The sequence below is a fragment of the Desulfosediminicola sp. genome (assembly GCF_048381775.1).
Classification (GTDB): domain Bacteria; phylum Desulfobacterota; class Desulfobulbia; order Desulfobulbales; family Desulfocapsaceae; genus Desulfopila; species Desulfopila ganghwensis.
In genome coordinates, this window is record NZ_JBLXGE010000001.1 from 331,927 (window position 1) to 347,188 (window position 15,262).

General features: G+C 52.1%; 14 protein-coding genes. 1 reads left to right on the plus strand and 13 read right to left on the minus strand.

Translation table 11 applies throughout. The features are described from left to right. Window positions 1–201 precede the first annotated feature (201 nt). The 11 genes from ACN5NT_RS01455 to ACN5NT_RS01505 all read right to left on the minus strand — a co-directional run bounded on the left by ACN5NT_RS01455 (window position 202) and on the right by ACN5NT_RS01505 (window position 10,832). On the minus strand, window positions 202–939 hold the full coding sequence (locus tag ACN5NT_RS01455; protein WP_419174203.1) for a tetratricopeptide repeat protein: 738 nt from the start codon (window positions 937–939) through the stop codon (window positions 202–204). Then, the gene (locus ACN5NT_RS01460; protein ID WP_419174204.1) at window positions 936–2,852 is read right to left on the minus strand and encodes a BatD family protein; all 1,917 of its coding nucleotides are present in this window, start codon (window positions 2,850–2,852) and stop codon (window positions 936–938) included. Before ACN5NT_RS01460 ends, ACN5NT_RS01455 begins: the two co-directional genes overlap by 4 nt. Next, complete coding sequence (locus tag ACN5NT_RS01465) at window positions 2,852–4,819, minus strand: VWA domain-containing protein (RefSeq protein ID WP_419174205.1); 1,968 nt, start codon at window positions 4,817–4,819, stop codon at window positions 2,852–2,854. The genes ACN5NT_RS01460 and ACN5NT_RS01465 overlap by 1 nt, the downstream gene beginning before the upstream one ends. A gap of 14 nt (window positions 4,820–4,833) precedes the next feature. Beyond that, window positions 4,834–5,820: a vWA domain-containing protein gene (locus ACN5NT_RS01470; RefSeq protein WP_419174206.1), complete on the minus strand. Its 987-nt coding sequence runs from the start codon at window positions 5,818–5,820 to the stop codon at window positions 4,834–4,836. Beyond that, a complete protein-coding gene (locus ACN5NT_RS01475) occupies window positions 5,820–6,539 on the minus strand; it encodes a hypothetical protein (RefSeq protein WP_419174207.1) in 720 nt (239 codons plus the stop codon). Before ACN5NT_RS01475 ends, ACN5NT_RS01470 begins: the two co-directional genes overlap by 1 nt. After that, on the minus strand, window positions 6,536–7,450 hold the full coding sequence (locus tag ACN5NT_RS01480; protein WP_419174208.1) for a DUF58 domain-containing protein: 915 nt from the start codon (window positions 7,448–7,450) through the stop codon (window positions 6,536–6,538). The genes ACN5NT_RS01475 and ACN5NT_RS01480 overlap by 4 nt, the downstream gene beginning before the upstream one ends. A 32-nt stretch (window positions 7,451–7,482) precedes the next feature. Beyond that, complete coding sequence (locus tag ACN5NT_RS01485) at window positions 7,483–8,529, minus strand: AAA family ATPase (RefSeq protein ID WP_136796234.1); 1,047 nt, start codon at window positions 8,527–8,529, stop codon at window positions 7,483–7,485. A gap of 366 nt (window positions 8,530–8,895) precedes the next feature. Beyond that, complete coding sequence (locus ACN5NT_RS01490; RefSeq protein WP_419174209.1) at window positions 8,896–9,543, minus strand: HAD family hydrolase; 648 nt, start codon at window positions 9,541–9,543, stop codon at window positions 8,896–8,898. A 145-nt stretch (window positions 9,544–9,688) separates the two neighbouring features. Beyond that, window positions 9,689–10,027 (minus strand): carboxymuconolactone decarboxylase family protein, encoded by a 339-nt coding sequence (locus ACN5NT_RS01495; RefSeq protein WP_419174210.1) that lies wholly within the window; start codon window positions 10,025–10,027, stop codon window positions 9,689–9,691. 31 nt (window positions 10,028–10,058) lie between these two features. Then, the gene (locus tag ACN5NT_RS01500) at window positions 10,059–10,364 is read right to left on the minus strand and encodes an NIPSNAP family protein (RefSeq protein WP_419174211.1); all 306 of its coding nucleotides are present in this window, start codon (window positions 10,362–10,364) and stop codon (window positions 10,059–10,061) included. 42 nt (window positions 10,365–10,406) lie between these two features. Further along, window positions 10,407–10,832, minus strand: coding sequence for a C-GCAxxG-C-C family protein (locus ACN5NT_RS01505; protein WP_419174212.1), 426 nt, complete (start codon window positions 10,830–10,832; stop codon window positions 10,407–10,409). Window positions 10,833–11,085: 253 nt separating this feature from the next. Here ACN5NT_RS01505 and ACN5NT_RS01510 point away from each other — a divergent pair, with 253 nt between their 5' ends. Beyond that, a complete protein-coding gene (locus tag ACN5NT_RS01510) occupies window positions 11,086–11,982 on the plus strand; it encodes a LysR family transcriptional regulator (RefSeq protein WP_419174213.1) in 897 nt (298 codons plus the stop codon). A gap of 110 nt (window positions 11,983–12,092) precedes the next feature. On the opposite strand, the gene ACN5NT_RS01515 is transcribed toward ACN5NT_RS01510, so the two are convergent. After that, window positions 12,093–14,249 (minus strand): ATP-binding protein, encoded by a 2,157-nt coding sequence (locus ACN5NT_RS01515; RefSeq protein ID WP_419174214.1) that lies wholly within the window; start codon window positions 14,247–14,249, stop codon window positions 12,093–12,095. A 98-nt stretch (window positions 14,250–14,347) separates the two neighbouring features. Continuing rightward, on the minus strand, window positions 14,348–15,043 hold the full coding sequence (locus ACN5NT_RS01520) for a response regulator (RefSeq protein ID WP_419174215.1): 696 nt from the start codon (window positions 15,041–15,043) through the stop codon (window positions 14,348–14,350). Between the last annotated feature and the right edge of the window lie 219 nt (window positions 15,044–15,262).

A 15,262-nucleotide genomic window follows, 5' to 3' on the forward strand; every position in this document is an offset into this window, starting at 1 on the left:
ATGAACTGGTAAATAAACGTATGTCTATGAACTAAGCACTTTTTAGCTTTGTGACAAAACCAAACAGCCACAAGGCCGGGTGGTTATCTGAGGAAATTTTACCCAGTGTTCTGCAAAAGGTGGGTAATTATGATGGTTGCAGCAGTTGTATGGTGGCGGGGTCTGCAGATCGGTACAAAAAATGAAATGATCGCGATTGACTCAAAGTTTCGGAACAACAGGCTGAACATCTGATGTCAGAAGCCAGCCGGTGCGTCCTGTCTCACTCACGACATATACATAGCTTCCATGAAAATTTTGTGGAAATACGCGACGGCCTTCCCTGGCTGTACCGACTTTTGCGGCTCCTTCGAAGGGGGAGATCAGTAATGGAGAGGATGTTATCATGATCGAGCAGAACCAGTTCTTGCGCACGCTGATCATAGATATACAGGAGAGCAATATCAACAGCGCAGAACCGATGCAGACTGAGGTCATAACCCTTCTGGAAATTCGTAGATAGAGCGAGCCGACAACAGTTGCGGAGACAGCGGTGAGAGCGACCAGAATCAGCATGCCCCACTGGTTGATGCCGAGACTGTTGGCAATCCTGCTGCCTAAAGATTTGTCCCTGGTGAACAATCCGTTTTCGCTCTGAACTTTTTCGAGATTGCCAAGTATATCGGAATTGCTGGGGCTCAACCTGAGTGCCCGCTCATAGCTGAGTATAGCCCGGCCAGGGTAGCCAACCTGGGCGTAGCTGTTTCCAAGGTTGTACAGTACCCCTGGAGAGTAGCCATGTTCAGCAATAAGTGATTCGTAGAGAGTGATTGCAGTGGTAAAATCACCTTTGCTGTAAAAGCTGTTCGCTTCCTGAAACTTCTGGTTCTGAGAACTTGCGGTGGCAAATTGGGGAAGCAGGATCAGGGTGAGGAGGAGAAAGAGAGTACGTGTGATCATAGGAGATTCTCCAGTTCCCTTTTAACGGTTTGAGTAGTCTCCGCCATCTCTTCACAACTCAAAACAGCGCCGCTGTAGACTGCATGCTCGGCACGTTTAAGAACTTCGGCAAGAGGTGAGCCCTGAGGCAATCTGGAGGTTGCGCTGGCGCTGGTAATCGCCGCGGGTTCGCATTGCCAGAGATAACCAAGGTGTTGTTGAATAACGGCTCTGCATTGGTTGAGATATGTGCTGCAGTCACCTGATTCCGCTTGCTTCAGGTTGGCGATGCTGCTGTTGAGCAGGCTTTTTCGTTTTCTGCGGCGCTGTTCTTCAGGGGTTCCCCGGGCCTGAAGTTGCCGAACTTTCAATATCGCCGCGATGACGGTGAGCAGAACGCAAGCCAAAGCATAGAGTTGAAAGGGGAGTTTGTCATAAACTGGTCGTATTGTCCGGGAAATAGCGCCGGTCTCAAGATGCAGCGGTGCAAGACCGCTGACAGCGGGTACGGTGGTATCGGCCTCTGTATCTATTGCCGGAGTTGTTTGCCGGGCGGGGACATTTCCCTGTTGTGATACACTCGGCTGCACTGTGGGAGCAGACGACTGAGTGATGTCCGTGGGGCTCTTGCTTATCTGGATTGGTACTGGTCTTGTCTCGGTGCTCACGTAAACACCCCGGTCCGGATCGAAATATGTGAAAGACAAGGCCGGAATCTCTGTGATATCAGAATTTCTGGCCACCACGGCCTGTTCAAATATTTTTTCACCCGTAAGACCGCTGTCATCTGCCGGATGAAACGTTGATCCTGGAGAATAGATCCGCCAGGTTCCGCGTGAATTATCTGGAAAAGAAGGCGGACCAACCCTGTCGAAGTTACCCTGGCCACGAACCGAGATTGTGAGCGTTATCGGCTCCCCAAGTTCTACGGTGTCAGGCTCGGCGTAGGCATGAACATGGAATTTCCCGATGGCGCCGCTGAAATCTTCAGGGAGGCCTTCTTCAGGCAGGGGCAGCACTGTAAGCGAGCGTTTTTTAGAGGCCAGCTTCATTGGACGCTGAGTGTAGCCACCGAGCATGGAGTCGAAAAAGTCGTCGTCGAAAGGGGATTGACGGCCAAAGAACGAGGTGGACATCCTTTTCTGTGGAACGTGTTCGACAGCTTGCAATTCAAGGCGGAAAGGGTGATCGCCAACTTTTATGGTGGAGAGATTGGTCTTCCAGGTGAGCACATTATATACTATTCCGTCAACAGTCTCCTGGGTCTGGGCGGGTTTGTCGGTGAGCTGGGTCATCACCAGGCCGTCACCGGCAAGCTCTGGCAGGGAGGTAAGGTTGGCTCGAATACCTCGCTTAAAGAACGCTTTTATTTCAATCGGAAACAGTTCGCCGATGTATGCTGTATCCTTTGGTAGTGTTACAACCATAAAAGCAGGCCTGCTGGTGTCGTCGGCTACAGATCTGGTGGCGGGAGATGCGCCTGAACCACCAGTTGATGCTTCACCCGTCACAGTGAAAGGAATGGACGTTGTGGCTATGGTCCGTCCCTCAGCTTCGATGGTGATGGGTGATATGTTGTAGTTGCCGGGCCTGAGGGCTCGTACCAGACAGGTGAAAGTGATCGAGGACGAGTATTGTCCGTTTATCAGGTTAAACTGTTTTGAGCTGCCACGTTGGATCAGCTCAAAACCATCCGTTTCCGGAAGTGTTATTTCGGCGGAGCGGGTGCCGTTTACGGTAATAGTGAGAAGGGCTGCGTTATCAACGCTGAAGGAGCTGGTGTTTAAGGTGGCACTGGCCGTGATTGAATCCTGGGCCATGCCATTCGCAGCGCTCAGAACGAACAGGCAGAGAGTCAGAGCAAAGGCGTTTTTGCACACCACTATGGATTGCAGTGTTCGCCTGATTGCCACCATGTCTATGACAGCTGCCATTACCAGTCCCTCCCTGAGCTGTTATCGGTCGTGCCCTGATAGCCGGGAACGAAGTTCAAATCACCTTCCTCGCTTTTTAACTCGTTTAACAGGTTTTCGGCCTCTTCCCGAGTCATTTTCCCAAGCTCTCTGCGCTCAAGATCGCGTTGTGCGTCAGCCTGCTGGTCATTTGTACCGGTCTCTTCAGTTGCCTGCTCATCAGTTGGTTCAGGTGTGGATGCGTTGGCTGAATCGTCCCCGGGGGTGTCCTCTTTGTGGTCCCCTTCAGGTTGTTGCTGTTCACCCGAGTCAGCCTGCTGCGGGTTCTGCTCCTGCGGGGCTTGCTTGTTCCCGTCAGTCTGTTCCTGTTCCTGTGGGCCTTGTTGACTTTCCGGCTGCTGTTCGTTGCTGGAGTCACCGTCCTGTTGTTCCGGTTGATCCTGGTTTTGCTGCTGTTGATCCTGCTGTTGCTTCAGCTGGTCTTGGAGCTCTTCTATCTTCTTTTCAACATAGGCATGGTTTTCAAACGCAGCCCGGTCTTCACTGTTGAGCTGCAGGGCTGCGTCATAGGCGTCCAGGGCTTGCTGCCATTTTTTCATCGCAGCCCGGGGGTTCGCCTGCTGCTGCTCTTCACCTTGCCTGTACAGGGAGTTGCCGAGATTGAAATACGCTTTTTGTTGCAGCTGGAGGTTGGCTGAGTTGAGGGCTTCTGTAAAAGAGGCTGTAGCCTGATCGAAGAGGTTGTTTTTATACGCAGTTGTGCCGAAATTATAATTCAGTACCGGGTCGCGGGGGTTGTCTTTGAGAGCCTCCCGGTAATGCTCGGAAGCTTTCAGGTAGTCCTCACGGGCGTACGCCTCTTCACCTTCGCCGGCGGTAACCTGCGGTGGGGCAAAGCCAAGAGTGGCGAAACAGACAGCGAGAAATATGGTCACCAGGGTATCTTTCCTGAACCTTCTGCCGGCCGTTGTAATGACGGCCGGTTTCAGGGAGCCATTTCCTTTTCTCTCAGGAATAAGATAATCGATTATGAGCAGCATGATCGCGGCAACAAGCGGCCAGCTGAACCGCTCGACAGGAACTTTGTGTCTGCGTTCGGCCAGCTCTTCTTTGGGAATAAGCTGGAGTTTCTGCTGATAAATAGTTTCAAGTCCTTCACCACCTCTGCCAAGGGGGGCATAGATGCCGCCGGTTGCACCCGCGATTTCCCTAAGCGTACTTTCATCAAGGCGGGAGGTTACAAATTTGCTGTCAGCATCTTTGACAAAACCTCCCTGGGGGCCGGGCAGTGGGATCAGCTCACCATCGGCGGTTCCCACCCCGACGGTATAGATTGTCATGCCTTTTTCTCCGGCCTTTTGGGCAGCCTCTATAACCTTGCCTTCCAGGTCTTCGCCGTCGGTAATGAGCACCAGCACTTTATGATTGGAGTCGTTACTCAAGACCTGTTCGGCAGAACGGATGACCTCGCTGAGATTGGTGCCGCCAAGAGGGATAATATCGGTGGAGACAGTACCGAGTGAGGCAGAAAAAGAATCGTAATCCAGAGTGAGTGGGCACATCAGATAGCTCGAGCCTGCAAAGGGCATCAGGCCGATCCGGTCACCCTCCAGCTTGTCGATGAAATCGAGGATACCGAACTTGGCGCGTTGCAGGCGGTTGGGTCTGGTATCTTCTGCCAGCATGGATTTTGAAGTGTCGAGCGCGAACAGGATATCGATGCCCTTTCTCTTGACCTCGACCCACTTAAAACCGTATTGAGGACGGGCAAGGGCTACAAAGAGCAGGAAAACGGCGAGCACAAGCAGACTGTTTTTGAGCTTTCGTCTCCCGGGCGAGATGTGACGGGTGAGTCTGCCAAGCAGCTGCGCACTGGCGAATTGCTCTAAGCTTTCAAGCCTGCGCTTCTGCATCTTGTGTAGAGCAATCGCAAGAAATGTGCAGATAACAAGTCCGGCGAATATCCAGGGTGTTTGGGCAAACTGCATAGGCGTATACAGGTTCAGGGGAGCTTTTTACGTGAAATTCCCAGCTCTATCACAAGCAGCATGAGCGCGCAGAAAACCAGATATGGAAAGAGCTCCCTGTAGTTTTCAAATTTTTTGATGGTCCGGGTTGTTGTCTCCATAGCATCGATCTCACCATAGATCCTGGCAAGTGATGAACTATTCGTGGCACGAAAATATCGTGCGCCGGTCAATTCTGCAACTTCGGAGAGCATTTTATCGTCTATATCGACCCTCGCCATGCGAATGCGCTGCCGGCCGAAGCTGTCAACAACAGGAATAGGTGCTTCACCGCGGCTTCCTGCGCCGATTGTATAAACCTTGATATCAAGGGTCTCGGCTGCTTCAGCGGCCACCAGAGGCGGTATCCTGCCGGCGTTGTTGATGCCGTCAGTCAGGAGAATCATGATCCGCGATTTAGAATCCTGTTCTCTCAGCCGATTGGTGCCGCTGCCGATGGCGCTGCCGATGGCGGTGCCATCCTCAACCATGCCGATCTCCAATGAGTCAAGGCGCTTGCGGAGCCACTGGTGATCAAGGGTAAGCGGGCAGACCAGATAGGGGCGACCGGCGAAAGCAATCAGGCCGATACGGTCGTTGGGGCGTTGGTCGATAAACTGATCCACCACCCGCTTTACCACAGCCAGTCTGTTGGCAGGCTGGTCATCCAGGGTGAAGTCCATGGCTTCCATGGATCCTGAAACGTCTACTGCCAGCATTATGTCAATGCCGCTTGCCTGAATTTCGGTGGTGGTATTGCCAAGCTGAGGTCTCGCTGCAGCCAGAATCAGTACAGCCAGTGCCCCAAGTTTGAGGGCTGGTATCAGGGCGGCCGGTCGGGTTCGTTTAGCCTTGGCAAGAGAGGCGGCCACGCTGGTCGAGGAAAATATAAGCGCAGGCGCAGCACCGGCCCGCCCTTTCAGGACCGCGAGAAGGGGCAAAAGCAACAACAGCCAGAGCAGGTGAGGATAAAGAAAACGCATTATCTTCGATCCCCCCGAACTTCAGTCTGCCATGCTTCATCGGCCGGTCTTTCGGTTCGGTTGATGAAACGTAAGACACTGTCCTCCATCTCCTGCAACCCCTCAATTGTTCGAGAGCAGTGGGCGAACTTCGCCATATCGCATTGTTCAAGGCAACTTTTCAGATCGTCACCATAGCGCTTCAGGTCTGAATGTTTGCTGCTGCCCCGGGCAATGGTTGAAAAAAATTCACGGGTTGTCTGGCGGGTGGTGGGCAGCTGAAAACGTTGTTCAAGGTAATTTCTCAATATGCTGGAAATCACCTCCATATAACGGAGCTGCAGTTCAGGGGTCATCATCTCCCTGGCGCGCATGAGCTCGTCCCGTGCCTTGACACTGGGGGGGATTGCGGCAGGGGTGGGCTTCGCTCTCCTGGTGAACCACCACCAGATCCCGGCCAGAATGCCGATCGCCAGTAAAGCGATAAGCCCGTAAAACAACCAGGGTACAGGCTCTGCAGTCTGGAGCGGTCCATGAATGTCATGGAAGCTGGCTGGAACGTTGGCAGAAGTGGTTGAGGCGGGAGCGCCAGAGGAGGGGGCGCTCCCGCCAGATCCACCAGGCTCAAGAAGCCTTAGGGGTTGCTCTGCTTGTGCCGGCAGAAGGGTTGGGGCACAGAGCGGGGAGAGGAGGGCTGCCAAAAGAAAGGAAAAATGTGTTTTCTTTCCTCGTGGTCTCATCGTACAGCTCTCCTCATTCTGGTTTGAAAAAAACCAAGTAGCGGGGGCATATATGGACTGTCGGTGCTGAGTTCGAGCAGATCGACGCCACATGATCGAATGGCCCGGTTGGTCAAATCTTTTCGCTCTTGAGCAAGCTGGGCATATTCGTTACGAACCTGGGCATCAGAGGTGTTAAGGTCAACCTGCTGACCGCTTTCTGCATCTTCCAGAGTGATCCAGCCGACGTCGGGAAGTTCTGACTCTCTTGGGTCAGAAATGATGAGTGAGATAAGGTCGTGGCGCCGGTTAGTTACCCTCAGCGCCGGAAGTACCTCCTGCAGGGAATCATTAAATGAGCCAGGCAGGCAGAAATCAGATATAAGGAAGGCCACGCATTTGCGTTTAGCCACACGGTTTACGAAATCCAGAGGGACCTTGATATCAGTCAAGGTCCCTCTGGGTGTAAAAAAGAGTATCTCGCGAATAACTCTCAGTATATGTGAACGCCCTTTCTTGGGCGGTATGTAAAGTTCAACGAAGTCGGTGTAGAGTATCAAGCCAACCTTGTCGTTGTTGCGAACAGCTGAAAAGGCGAGCACAGAGCCAATCTCGGCCATGATCTCACGCTTCGATGAGTCGGAAGAACCAAACTCTCCGGAGCCGCTGATGTCGATCATCAGCATAATCGTCAGCTCACGCTCTTCGGTGAACTTTTTTATATGTGGTATACCGGTTCTGGCGGTGACATTCCAGTCAATGGCACGCACATCGTCGCCTGGTACGTATTCCCGCACCTCGTCGAAGTTCATGCCGCGCCCCTTAAAGACAGAATTATAGCTGCCCGCCAGGCTGTCATTAACCAGCCTGTTGGTGCGGACTTCAATCTGCCTCACCTTTTTTAATATGTCCCTGGTAAGTTGTGTTTCCATAATGGCACCTAGGCAAGTCGCACAACTGTGGATTAGGGGACCGGTACAGTATCAAGAATCTTGCGGATTATGTCTTCACTGGCGACACCCTCTGCTTCAGCTTCGTAGCTGATGCGGATGCGATGGCGCATGACGTCCATGGCGGCGTCTTTCACATCATCCGGTGTTACATAGCCTCGGCCTGCAAGAAAGGCGAGGCTGCGGGCAACCAGTTTAAGGTTGATAGTTGCCCGCGGGGAAGCGCCTGTATCTATGTATTCCTGAAGATCCAGGCTGAAACTTTGGGGGTCACGGGTCGAGTAAACCAGGGAAACAATGTAATCCCTGATCTTTTCGTCCATGTAGATTGTATTTATAACCTCGCGGGAGGCGATGATGTCCTCGACTGTTGCGACTGGCATAACATTAACGTCTGCCTCGGTATTATCCATGGCGTCGAGGATCTGTCGTTCCTGCTCGATGGTGGGGTAGTCAACGACGACTTTGAGCATGAAGCGGTCAACCTGGGCTTCAGGCAGAGGGTACGTACCCTCCTGCTCGATCGGGTTCTGGGTGGCCAGTACCAGAAAAAGTTCGGGCAGCGGAAAGCTCTGATCGCCTATTGTTACCTGCTTTTCCTGCATAGCTTCAAGGAGGGCAGACTGCACCTTGGCCGGAGCACGGTTAATCTCGTCTGCGAGAACCAGAGAAGAAAATATGGGGCCTTGCTTGACCTCGAAAGAGGTTTGTTGCGGGTTGTATATTTCAGTGCCGATAATATCGGCAGGCAGCATATCCGGAGTAAACTGGATACGTTTGAAATCAGTCTGGATTGCTTTTGCCAGAGTTTTCACTGCCAGGGTTTTGGCGAGGCCGGGCAATCCTTCGAGAAGGATATGCCCACCAGTAAGGACACCAACCAGCAGCCTTTCCACAAGATGCTCTTGTCCTACGATCATCTTGCCAATCTCCCGGCGGAGGGGAGGGAGCCAGGCTGATTGGGCGGCTACTGTTTCATTCACCTTCTGAATAGATCGATAAATGTCATCCCCGGACAGTTGGGAGGGTGGAGATGCTGAATGTGATGGAGAGAAGTTCATGCTGTCCGGATTTGTTGATGTAGTAGCTGGCTGCTGGTTCTGTCCAAACATGGTTGCCTCTGTCAAATTGGACCCGGGCAGCTGGGGACTGACCCGGGTCGGGGTATTCTGAAAAGCTGTTCTATCTTATGGAGAAGAAGAGATGTTCAGCAATAGTGTAAACAATGTACATTACCATGGCCTTTCGGTTCCATTACATTGCTGTAATGTAAGCAGTTGAAAGGTTAGAGGAAAGGGGGGTGGCAGGTGAGATTTTGCGAAAGGTTTAACACTTAGAAGGGATTGCAAAAATTACCTGTGGGGCGCGAGCATGTCTATTTCATGGAGCCTTTCCTGCGCCCCTGATAAGGGATGGTGGTCGGGATTTTACCTGTCGGTGAGAGGTGCCGTGAGTTGGCTCATAGTGTCAATGGTCCAGGTTGGTGCTTCCGGCAACTCCCCGGCTGTGGTGTGGCTCCAGTTGACAAAAACCGTGTCGACACCGGCACTGTTGCCGCTGCAGACATCCCACTTGGCATCGCCTATAAAAACTGTGGCAGGTTTGGAGGCACCGAGCAGTTCAATCGCTTTCAGCGCGGGTTCCGGATTTGGTTTATGCAATTCGGTGTCTTCAGGGGTGACAAGTGCGTCAAAGTAGTCATGTATACCTGTTGTCTTGAGAAAAACGTCCAGGCTGTAACGCTTTCGTGAAGTGACTATCGCCAGTTTCTTGTTACCTTCTTTCAGGGTCTTGAGGGTTTCCTGCACCTTTGGGAAGAGCGTAAGGCTGTGCTCCATGGCCTTCAGTTGATATTGCAGATAATCATCGAGGATAGTCTCGATGTCGAGATCTGCTCCCAGATGCTCGATGATCTGGGGGCGGAGCGGTGAGCCTATGGCCTGGATAATTACCTGGCGGTCAATCTGTTTATTGGCATGTTTTTCAGCTACATACTGAAAGCACTCACAAATAAGCTCTGTGGTGTCAAAGAGGGTGCCGTCGGCATCGAAGAGATAGTAGTCGTAAACTTTCATTGTGGTGACTCCTGAGACTGGCAGCATGTGGCGCCAGCGGAATGAGAAAAATGAGCAAACCGAAAGCATACAATAAACACCATCTCCAGGCAAACAGAGGTCACGGCTTAAAGAGTGAAAAATTTGGTGGCTACAGGGAATCTACTTATTTTCCCAACTCATCAAGAAGCCTGAGAACCCGCAGCGATTCAGCGATCCCGGTAGTGCCACTCATAGACATATTTACTGAGATTGCCTCAAGTATCTCTTGCCGGGTGGCACCAGCCTCAAGAGATCGCATGGTTTGACCAACGATACAGTGAGTGCAGCCAGCTCTGAGGGCCACGGCCAAAGCCATCAACCTCTTTACTTTGCTGCTGAGTGCCCCATCCTTGTAGACAGTATCCCACTTGGCCTTCTCATGTTCCATAACCTCCGGAAGGGCCCGGTTGAGTTGAGCAAGATATTTCAACCTGTCTTCGTTTATATCAATCTGACTTTGCATTGTGCCCTCCCTAGCTGAGCCAATATGGTTTCTAGTCAAAAACAGGTTTCATAAAGCTGCGCTCAAAGCTGATAATACATCGTGTTTTCTCTGCATGTTCGAATGCTTTCAAACAGTCTTTATCTGTTGTGATCTGTAGTCTGTACTCTTCATAAGCCGCCAGACTTGGGAAGCTGAAAAGAGCGTAGGCTATATTATTGGCACCTTCATGGGGCAGGAAGTAACCGTGGTGATTTCCACCGAATTTATTGACCAGCGGAATCCACATCCTGGCATATTGCTCAAATGCTTCAACCTGGTACGGATCGATAACGTATTTCAAATAGCAGGTGATCATTTCTTTTACCCTGAAGTTTTTGATCTATTATTCTTTCACCGTTCACCCGTTTTTCATTCTGGCCACAAACTCGACACTGGTAGTGATTGCATCAACTGTCAGTTGTTCGCAGAGGTGAGGCGGGTCATCCGCCTGAAAGCCGCCGGGGCGAAGGATCTCGCATCGCAAACTAGTGAACTTTTCTTCAAACTCCCTGGCAAAGTCGTAGCACTGTTCGGCAATCAGTGGATCGGGCAGGTTATGGCGGCGGCCATAAATGCCGATGAACAGCAAGGCTCCTTCCACCAGCCCGCACTGGGCACCATAGTTACCGGCGCCATGCATGCCCACGGCAGAGTCAATGACCTGTGCTGAAAGCTCGACACGGTAAATCTCAGACAAGATTTTCAGGTTCGTGGCGGCACAGTTGAGGGCCTCGGTATGGTAATACTGTCTAACGCGTGTTTTGATCAGTTCATCCTGTTGCATTGGCACATACCCTTAATATTGTTCGTATTAAATGTGATAATTTCTCTAAAAAAAATTTTCCCCTTTGGACATGCAAATGATACTTGAGATGAGTTGAAGTAGCTCATTGGAGTTTTGAATGGGGAGCTTCGGATAACTTGATCAGATCAAAAAGAGAAAATCGATTATATTTGTGTGAAATTGAAAGGCAGAAGTGGCAGATGCGGTCGCTTGAGCTGTGCTACCTTATGTTCAAAATCAACCCTCATATTTTATGGAACTCTATCAGCTGAAAACATTCGTAATGGTGGCCGGGGAGGAGCATTTGACCAGGGCTGCGCGGCGTCTTCATGCAAGTCAGCCAACAGTGAGCGGGCATATAAAAGCGCTTGAGGATGAACTCGGGGTGAATCTGTTTCTCAGAACTCCGAAAGGGATGATCCTCACCCAGGATGGCCGGGCGTTGCAGGCTCATGCCGAGCAGGTGCTCGAGGCGGCTACCGGTATGGCCAGAGCAGCCGAACTGATGCGCGGCAGTGTCCGGGGAGATCTCAGAATCGGTATAAACACTGAGCCCGAATCTCTTTATATTCCTGAATTATTTGATGAAATGGCCAGGAACCACTCACAGGTTACTATGCATATCCTGCAGGCGATGTCCGCCGAGGTTCCTGAGCGGCTGGAAAAAGGTGTTCTGGATTGCGCCTTTGTCTATGGGCCGGTTGTTTCAGACAGGTTGTTTGCGGTTGAGCTGGCGAGGTTTCGGGTGGTGGTGGCGGGCCCGGGTCGGTGGCGGGAGAAGATGTCGAAGAGTGGGGCGGCCGGGCTTGGTGAACTGCCCTGGATAATGACTCCGGATGATTGTCCGTTTCACCAGCTGGCTGAAAACTTCTTCAAAACAAATAATATACAACCACAGCAAGTCGCCCTGGTGGATAAGGAGACCGTTATCCGCACCATGATACAGGCGGGGGCTGGACTGTCCATGATGCTGGAGCGTGATCTTCTTCAAAGGGCGTCGGCCGAAGACGAGGCGTCGGGCTTGACCGTCTGGGCAGAGCAGGAGATGTATCTGCCACTTTCAATCGTTTGTCTTCAAAGCAGAAAAGCTGAAGTGCTCCAGCAGACACTTTTCGCCACCATGACAAGAATATTTCATGAAAGATCCTGAATGTTCCTGAAGGAAAAAGATGATGGAGCTCGATAGCCTCCCGGCCGGCAGAAGTTGATATGCGTTACCTGTGGGCACGAAGCTCTGCAGCTGCAGGGCTTCGCGCACCGTTATTGTACCAGTGGCAGTTGGATGGTGAACACTACGCCCGTACGACCATCCGTCAGGTTATTCACACTGATCGTTCCTCCGTGATGCACCGTAATTGTGCGGGCTACATAGAGGCCAAGTCCCAGATGTGGCTTGGTATCGCTCTTGGCCCGGCGTGATACCATGGTGTTAAAGATCTGACCCCGCATCTCTTCGGCTATGGTGGGTCCTTGATTGGCAACGGTGAGAATGACCTCTTTTTCGCTGATACTCAGGCCCAACCCGATCTCAATTGCCGTTCCCTCGGCGTGAAAGCTCACCCCGTTTTCGATGAGTTTGTCGAGGAGCTGCCTGATATGCCCCGGGTCACCGAGAACCATAATATCCTGGCCATGATGCTGGTAGACAAATTCAGTCTCAGGAAAAGCCGGTCGCCAGCTGTGCTCAAGCCAGACCTGCATCCCCTGATGGAGGTTGAATACCTCGTGGGTATCACGATTGAGGGCCTCCTGCAGGCTGGTGGCATCACGAATGGCACCGAGCAGCTGCTCCAGCCGCATTACGTCACTTAGGGCCCATTCCAGGTAATTGCGTATCCTCTCCGGCGGGTTTTCGATTTCACCACTGATGTTTTTCAAAGAAGCCGAGATACCGGCAAGTGGCGTACGCATCTCGTGCTCAAGGTTATCGGCCATGGTTTCCCGGTAGTCGCTCTGCTCTTTGAGCTGGTGGAGCATTGAGTTGAGGGTACGGGAGAGATCACCTATTTCATCACGGGCACGGCTTGGCTGGAGAGTGTTGTTGATCTGCCCGGTATCGGTAATGGCATCGGCCGCCTGGTTTCTAAGAAGCCTGATTCTGGAAGAGAGCCGCGAGGCGAAAAAGAGCAGGCCGAATCCGCCGATACAAAATGCCAGAATGGAAAAGCTGAGCGACTCTTCGATGACTTTGTTCTGGAGCGCCAGGATGGAGTTTGTGGTTTGTTCCACCACGACCGCACCGACTATTTTCCGGTCTTCGGTGAGTGGTGCAATGGCAGCCATTATTTCAACCTGACCTTCGGCGATCCGGTATCTGCTGATGCTCTCTTTTCCCTGCAGCGCCTCTTTTACCCCGCTGATATCGAGAGTGGTAGGCATTGCCACCGGCGTCTTGAATTCGTCGGTGAATGGGGTGGTGAAGAGTTTATAGAGTGGCTCGAGTACGGCGAAGATACCATCACTCACCCTGCCTATCAGGTTGCTGTTTTTAATGTCGGGTTGTTCAGCTTCAGGGTTGAGGTTGCCGTGACTGGCACGTACCCGCTGGTTGCTATCCACGATAAGGATGCGCGATTGAGGGCGGTCGAGGGAGCTCAGGATTGATTCAATGGTTTTCGAGGGAGAGAGAAGCCAACCGAGCTTTTCAGGGCTCTCCGGGTTTGCGGTACCGATCAGGGTGGTTACTTCGCGGCTTACCGGATCATCCACGTCGGCGATTGCGAAGGCGAACCGGTCACCGATAAGGTCGCGGGGGATACGCAACTCTATCACGTAGCCATCAAGCGTTTCGGCCCACACACCCTGGATTCGGCGTTCGAGTTTTATCGGCAGGGAGTCGGCGGGGTTTTCCGGCATCAGGTAGCCGTTCACCCAGCCTGGTTTGGTGGTGGAAACCACATAGCGGTGAAGTTTTCCGTTTTGATCTTCAATGCCTATCTGCAAATGGTCGGCCCTGGCGATACCCAGAGAGTGCGGAGGCCTGTAGATGACCTTGTCATCGGTGACAATAAAGATGGCATAGACGTATTCGCCGCGAACGCCGAGCATATGTTTGAAGTGCAGTGAATCATAGCGATAGGGGACCGTAGAGCGAAGCAGATGCTCTTCGGCAAATGCTTCAGCCTCAAGCAGTTGAGGCATCCAGTCATCGCTCTTGCCATTGAGGCGGATGGGGTTGGTGAGCTGGAAGAGATAGAGATCGCGGCTCTGGTTCAGCGAGTGAAACAGCTCTTGATCCAGCAGGCCGGTACGACCGGCGAGAGCGGAGGCCACCGAACGCGCGGAAAAGAGCAATGTCTCCTCCCGGCTTTCCACCAGATCACGGGTAATGATCTCGGAAAAGCGAAAACCGATCAGGGGAATGATGAGCAGCAATAAAGCCACTAAAGTCAGTTTGATCCGCAACGAAAAGCGCATGATGATCTCGATAATGGTGTGAAAATGGTTCTGCAGGGACCAGCCAGAGCGTCAGATGAGCACTCTCCCGGTTTGGAACAACGCTCAGGGAAAATCAGCTATACCTGCCAGCGATACCCCATGCCATACTCCGTGCGAATGGCATCGAAATCGCCATCGACCTCCTGGAATTTATCGCGGATGCGGCGAATATGGGCGGTAATTGCGTTGTTGGTGACAACCACATTGGCGGCTTCCATCAGCTGGTCGTGGGACTTCACGTGCCCGGGGCGTCTGGCGAGCGACAGCAGCAACCAGTATTCGGTGAGGGTGAGGTTCAGTTGCTGATCTCTCCAGAATACCTGTTTGCGCTCTTCAACGATGCGCAGTTCACCGGTCTGCACCACCGACTCCTGCACGTTCATAGTTGATTGCAGTGAGTCAACCATTTTGAAAAGTGATGAAATCCGTACCGGCAGAAAATCGAGGGTGGTGGTGTTTTTGGTCAGATAATCCCAGGCCCCGAGCCTAAGTCCGGAAACCCGGTCCAGATCTGAATCTCGGGCGGTGAGGAAGATGATGGGAATTGTGGGGGAGAGCTGGCGGAGCTGCCTGCAGAGTTCGAAGCCCCCTTCCTTCTCGTCATGCAGCATTACATCCAGGATGGCCATGTCCGGGAGCTGACTGTTGAAGGCGGCTTCCGCCTCTGGTCTGCTCGCGTAACTAACCACCTGGTAGCCTTCACGTTCCAGTGCCTGGGTATAGTTGGCCCTGAGCATATTGTCGTCTTCTACGAGTGCGATGGTTAACGCCATGGACTTCCCTCTTTTCTGGATAAAAAATTGATATGCAACGCTGAGATTGGTCAAATGCTTTGTTTTATGATGGAAACTAACGAGTTTTCTACTTTTTAGCCAGATTAAGATCCATTTGTCATAATCTGTCATTTTTCCTTCTCCATATGTCACGATTGCTTCAGCTCTCTATCACTTTTTCTGTGTTCAGTGTCAGCATGAAAAATTGAAGCGGCCGAC

What these genes read in the sequence shown, in the direction of transcription:
- ACN5NT_RS01455 (WP_419174203.1), bottom strand. Translation starts at nt 939, where the DNA reads ATGATCACACGTACTCTCTTTCTCCTCCTCACCCTGATCCTGCTTCCC.
- ACN5NT_RS01460 (WP_419174204.1), bottom strand. Translation starts at nt 2,852, where the DNA reads ATGGCAGCTGTCATAGACATGGTGGCAATCAGGCGAACACTGCAATCC.
- ACN5NT_RS01465 (WP_419174205.1), bottom strand. Translation starts at nt 4,819, where the DNA reads ATGCAGTTTGCCCAAACACCCTGGATATTCGCCGGACTTGTTATCTGC.
- ACN5NT_RS01470 (WP_419174206.1), bottom strand. Translation starts at nt 5,820, where the DNA reads ATGCGTTTTCTTTATCCTCACCTGCTCTGGCTGTTGTTGCTTTTGCCC.
- ACN5NT_RS01475 (WP_419174207.1), bottom strand. Translation starts at nt 6,539, where the DNA reads ATGAGACCACGAGGAAAGAAAACACATTTTTCCTTTCTTTTGGCAGCC.
- ACN5NT_RS01480 (WP_419174208.1), bottom strand. Translation starts at nt 7,450, where the DNA reads ATGGAAACACAACTTACCAGGGACATATTAAAAAAGGTGAGGCAGATT.
- ACN5NT_RS01485 (WP_136796234.1), bottom strand. Translation starts at nt 8,529, where the DNA reads ATGAACTTCTCTCCATCACATTCAGCATCTCCACCCTCCCAACTGTCC.
- ACN5NT_RS01490 (WP_419174209.1), bottom strand. Translation starts at nt 9,543, where the DNA reads ATGAAAGTTTACGACTACTATCTCTTCGATGCCGACGGCACCCTCTTT.
- ACN5NT_RS01495 (WP_419174210.1), bottom strand. Translation starts at nt 10,027, where the DNA reads ATGCAAAGTCAGATTGATATAAACGAAGACAGGTTGAAATATCTTGCT.
- ACN5NT_RS01500 (WP_419174211.1), bottom strand. Translation starts at nt 10,364, where the DNA reads ATGATCACCTGCTATTTGAAATACGTTATCGATCCGTACCAGGTTGAA.
- ACN5NT_RS01505 (WP_419174212.1), bottom strand. Translation starts at nt 10,832, where the DNA reads ATGCAACAGGATGAACTGATCAAAACACGCGTTAGACAGTATTACCAT.
- ACN5NT_RS01510 (WP_419174213.1), top strand. Translation starts at nt 11,086, where the DNA reads ATGGAACTCTATCAGCTGAAAACATTCGTAATGGTGGCCGGGGAGGAG.
- ACN5NT_RS01515 (WP_419174214.1), bottom strand. Translation starts at nt 14,249, where the DNA reads ATGCGCTTTTCGTTGCGGATCAAACTGACTTTAGTGGCTTTATTGCTG.
- ACN5NT_RS01520 (WP_419174215.1), bottom strand. Translation starts at nt 15,043, where the DNA reads ATGGCGTTAACCATCGCACTCGTAGAAGACGACAATATGCTCAGGGCC.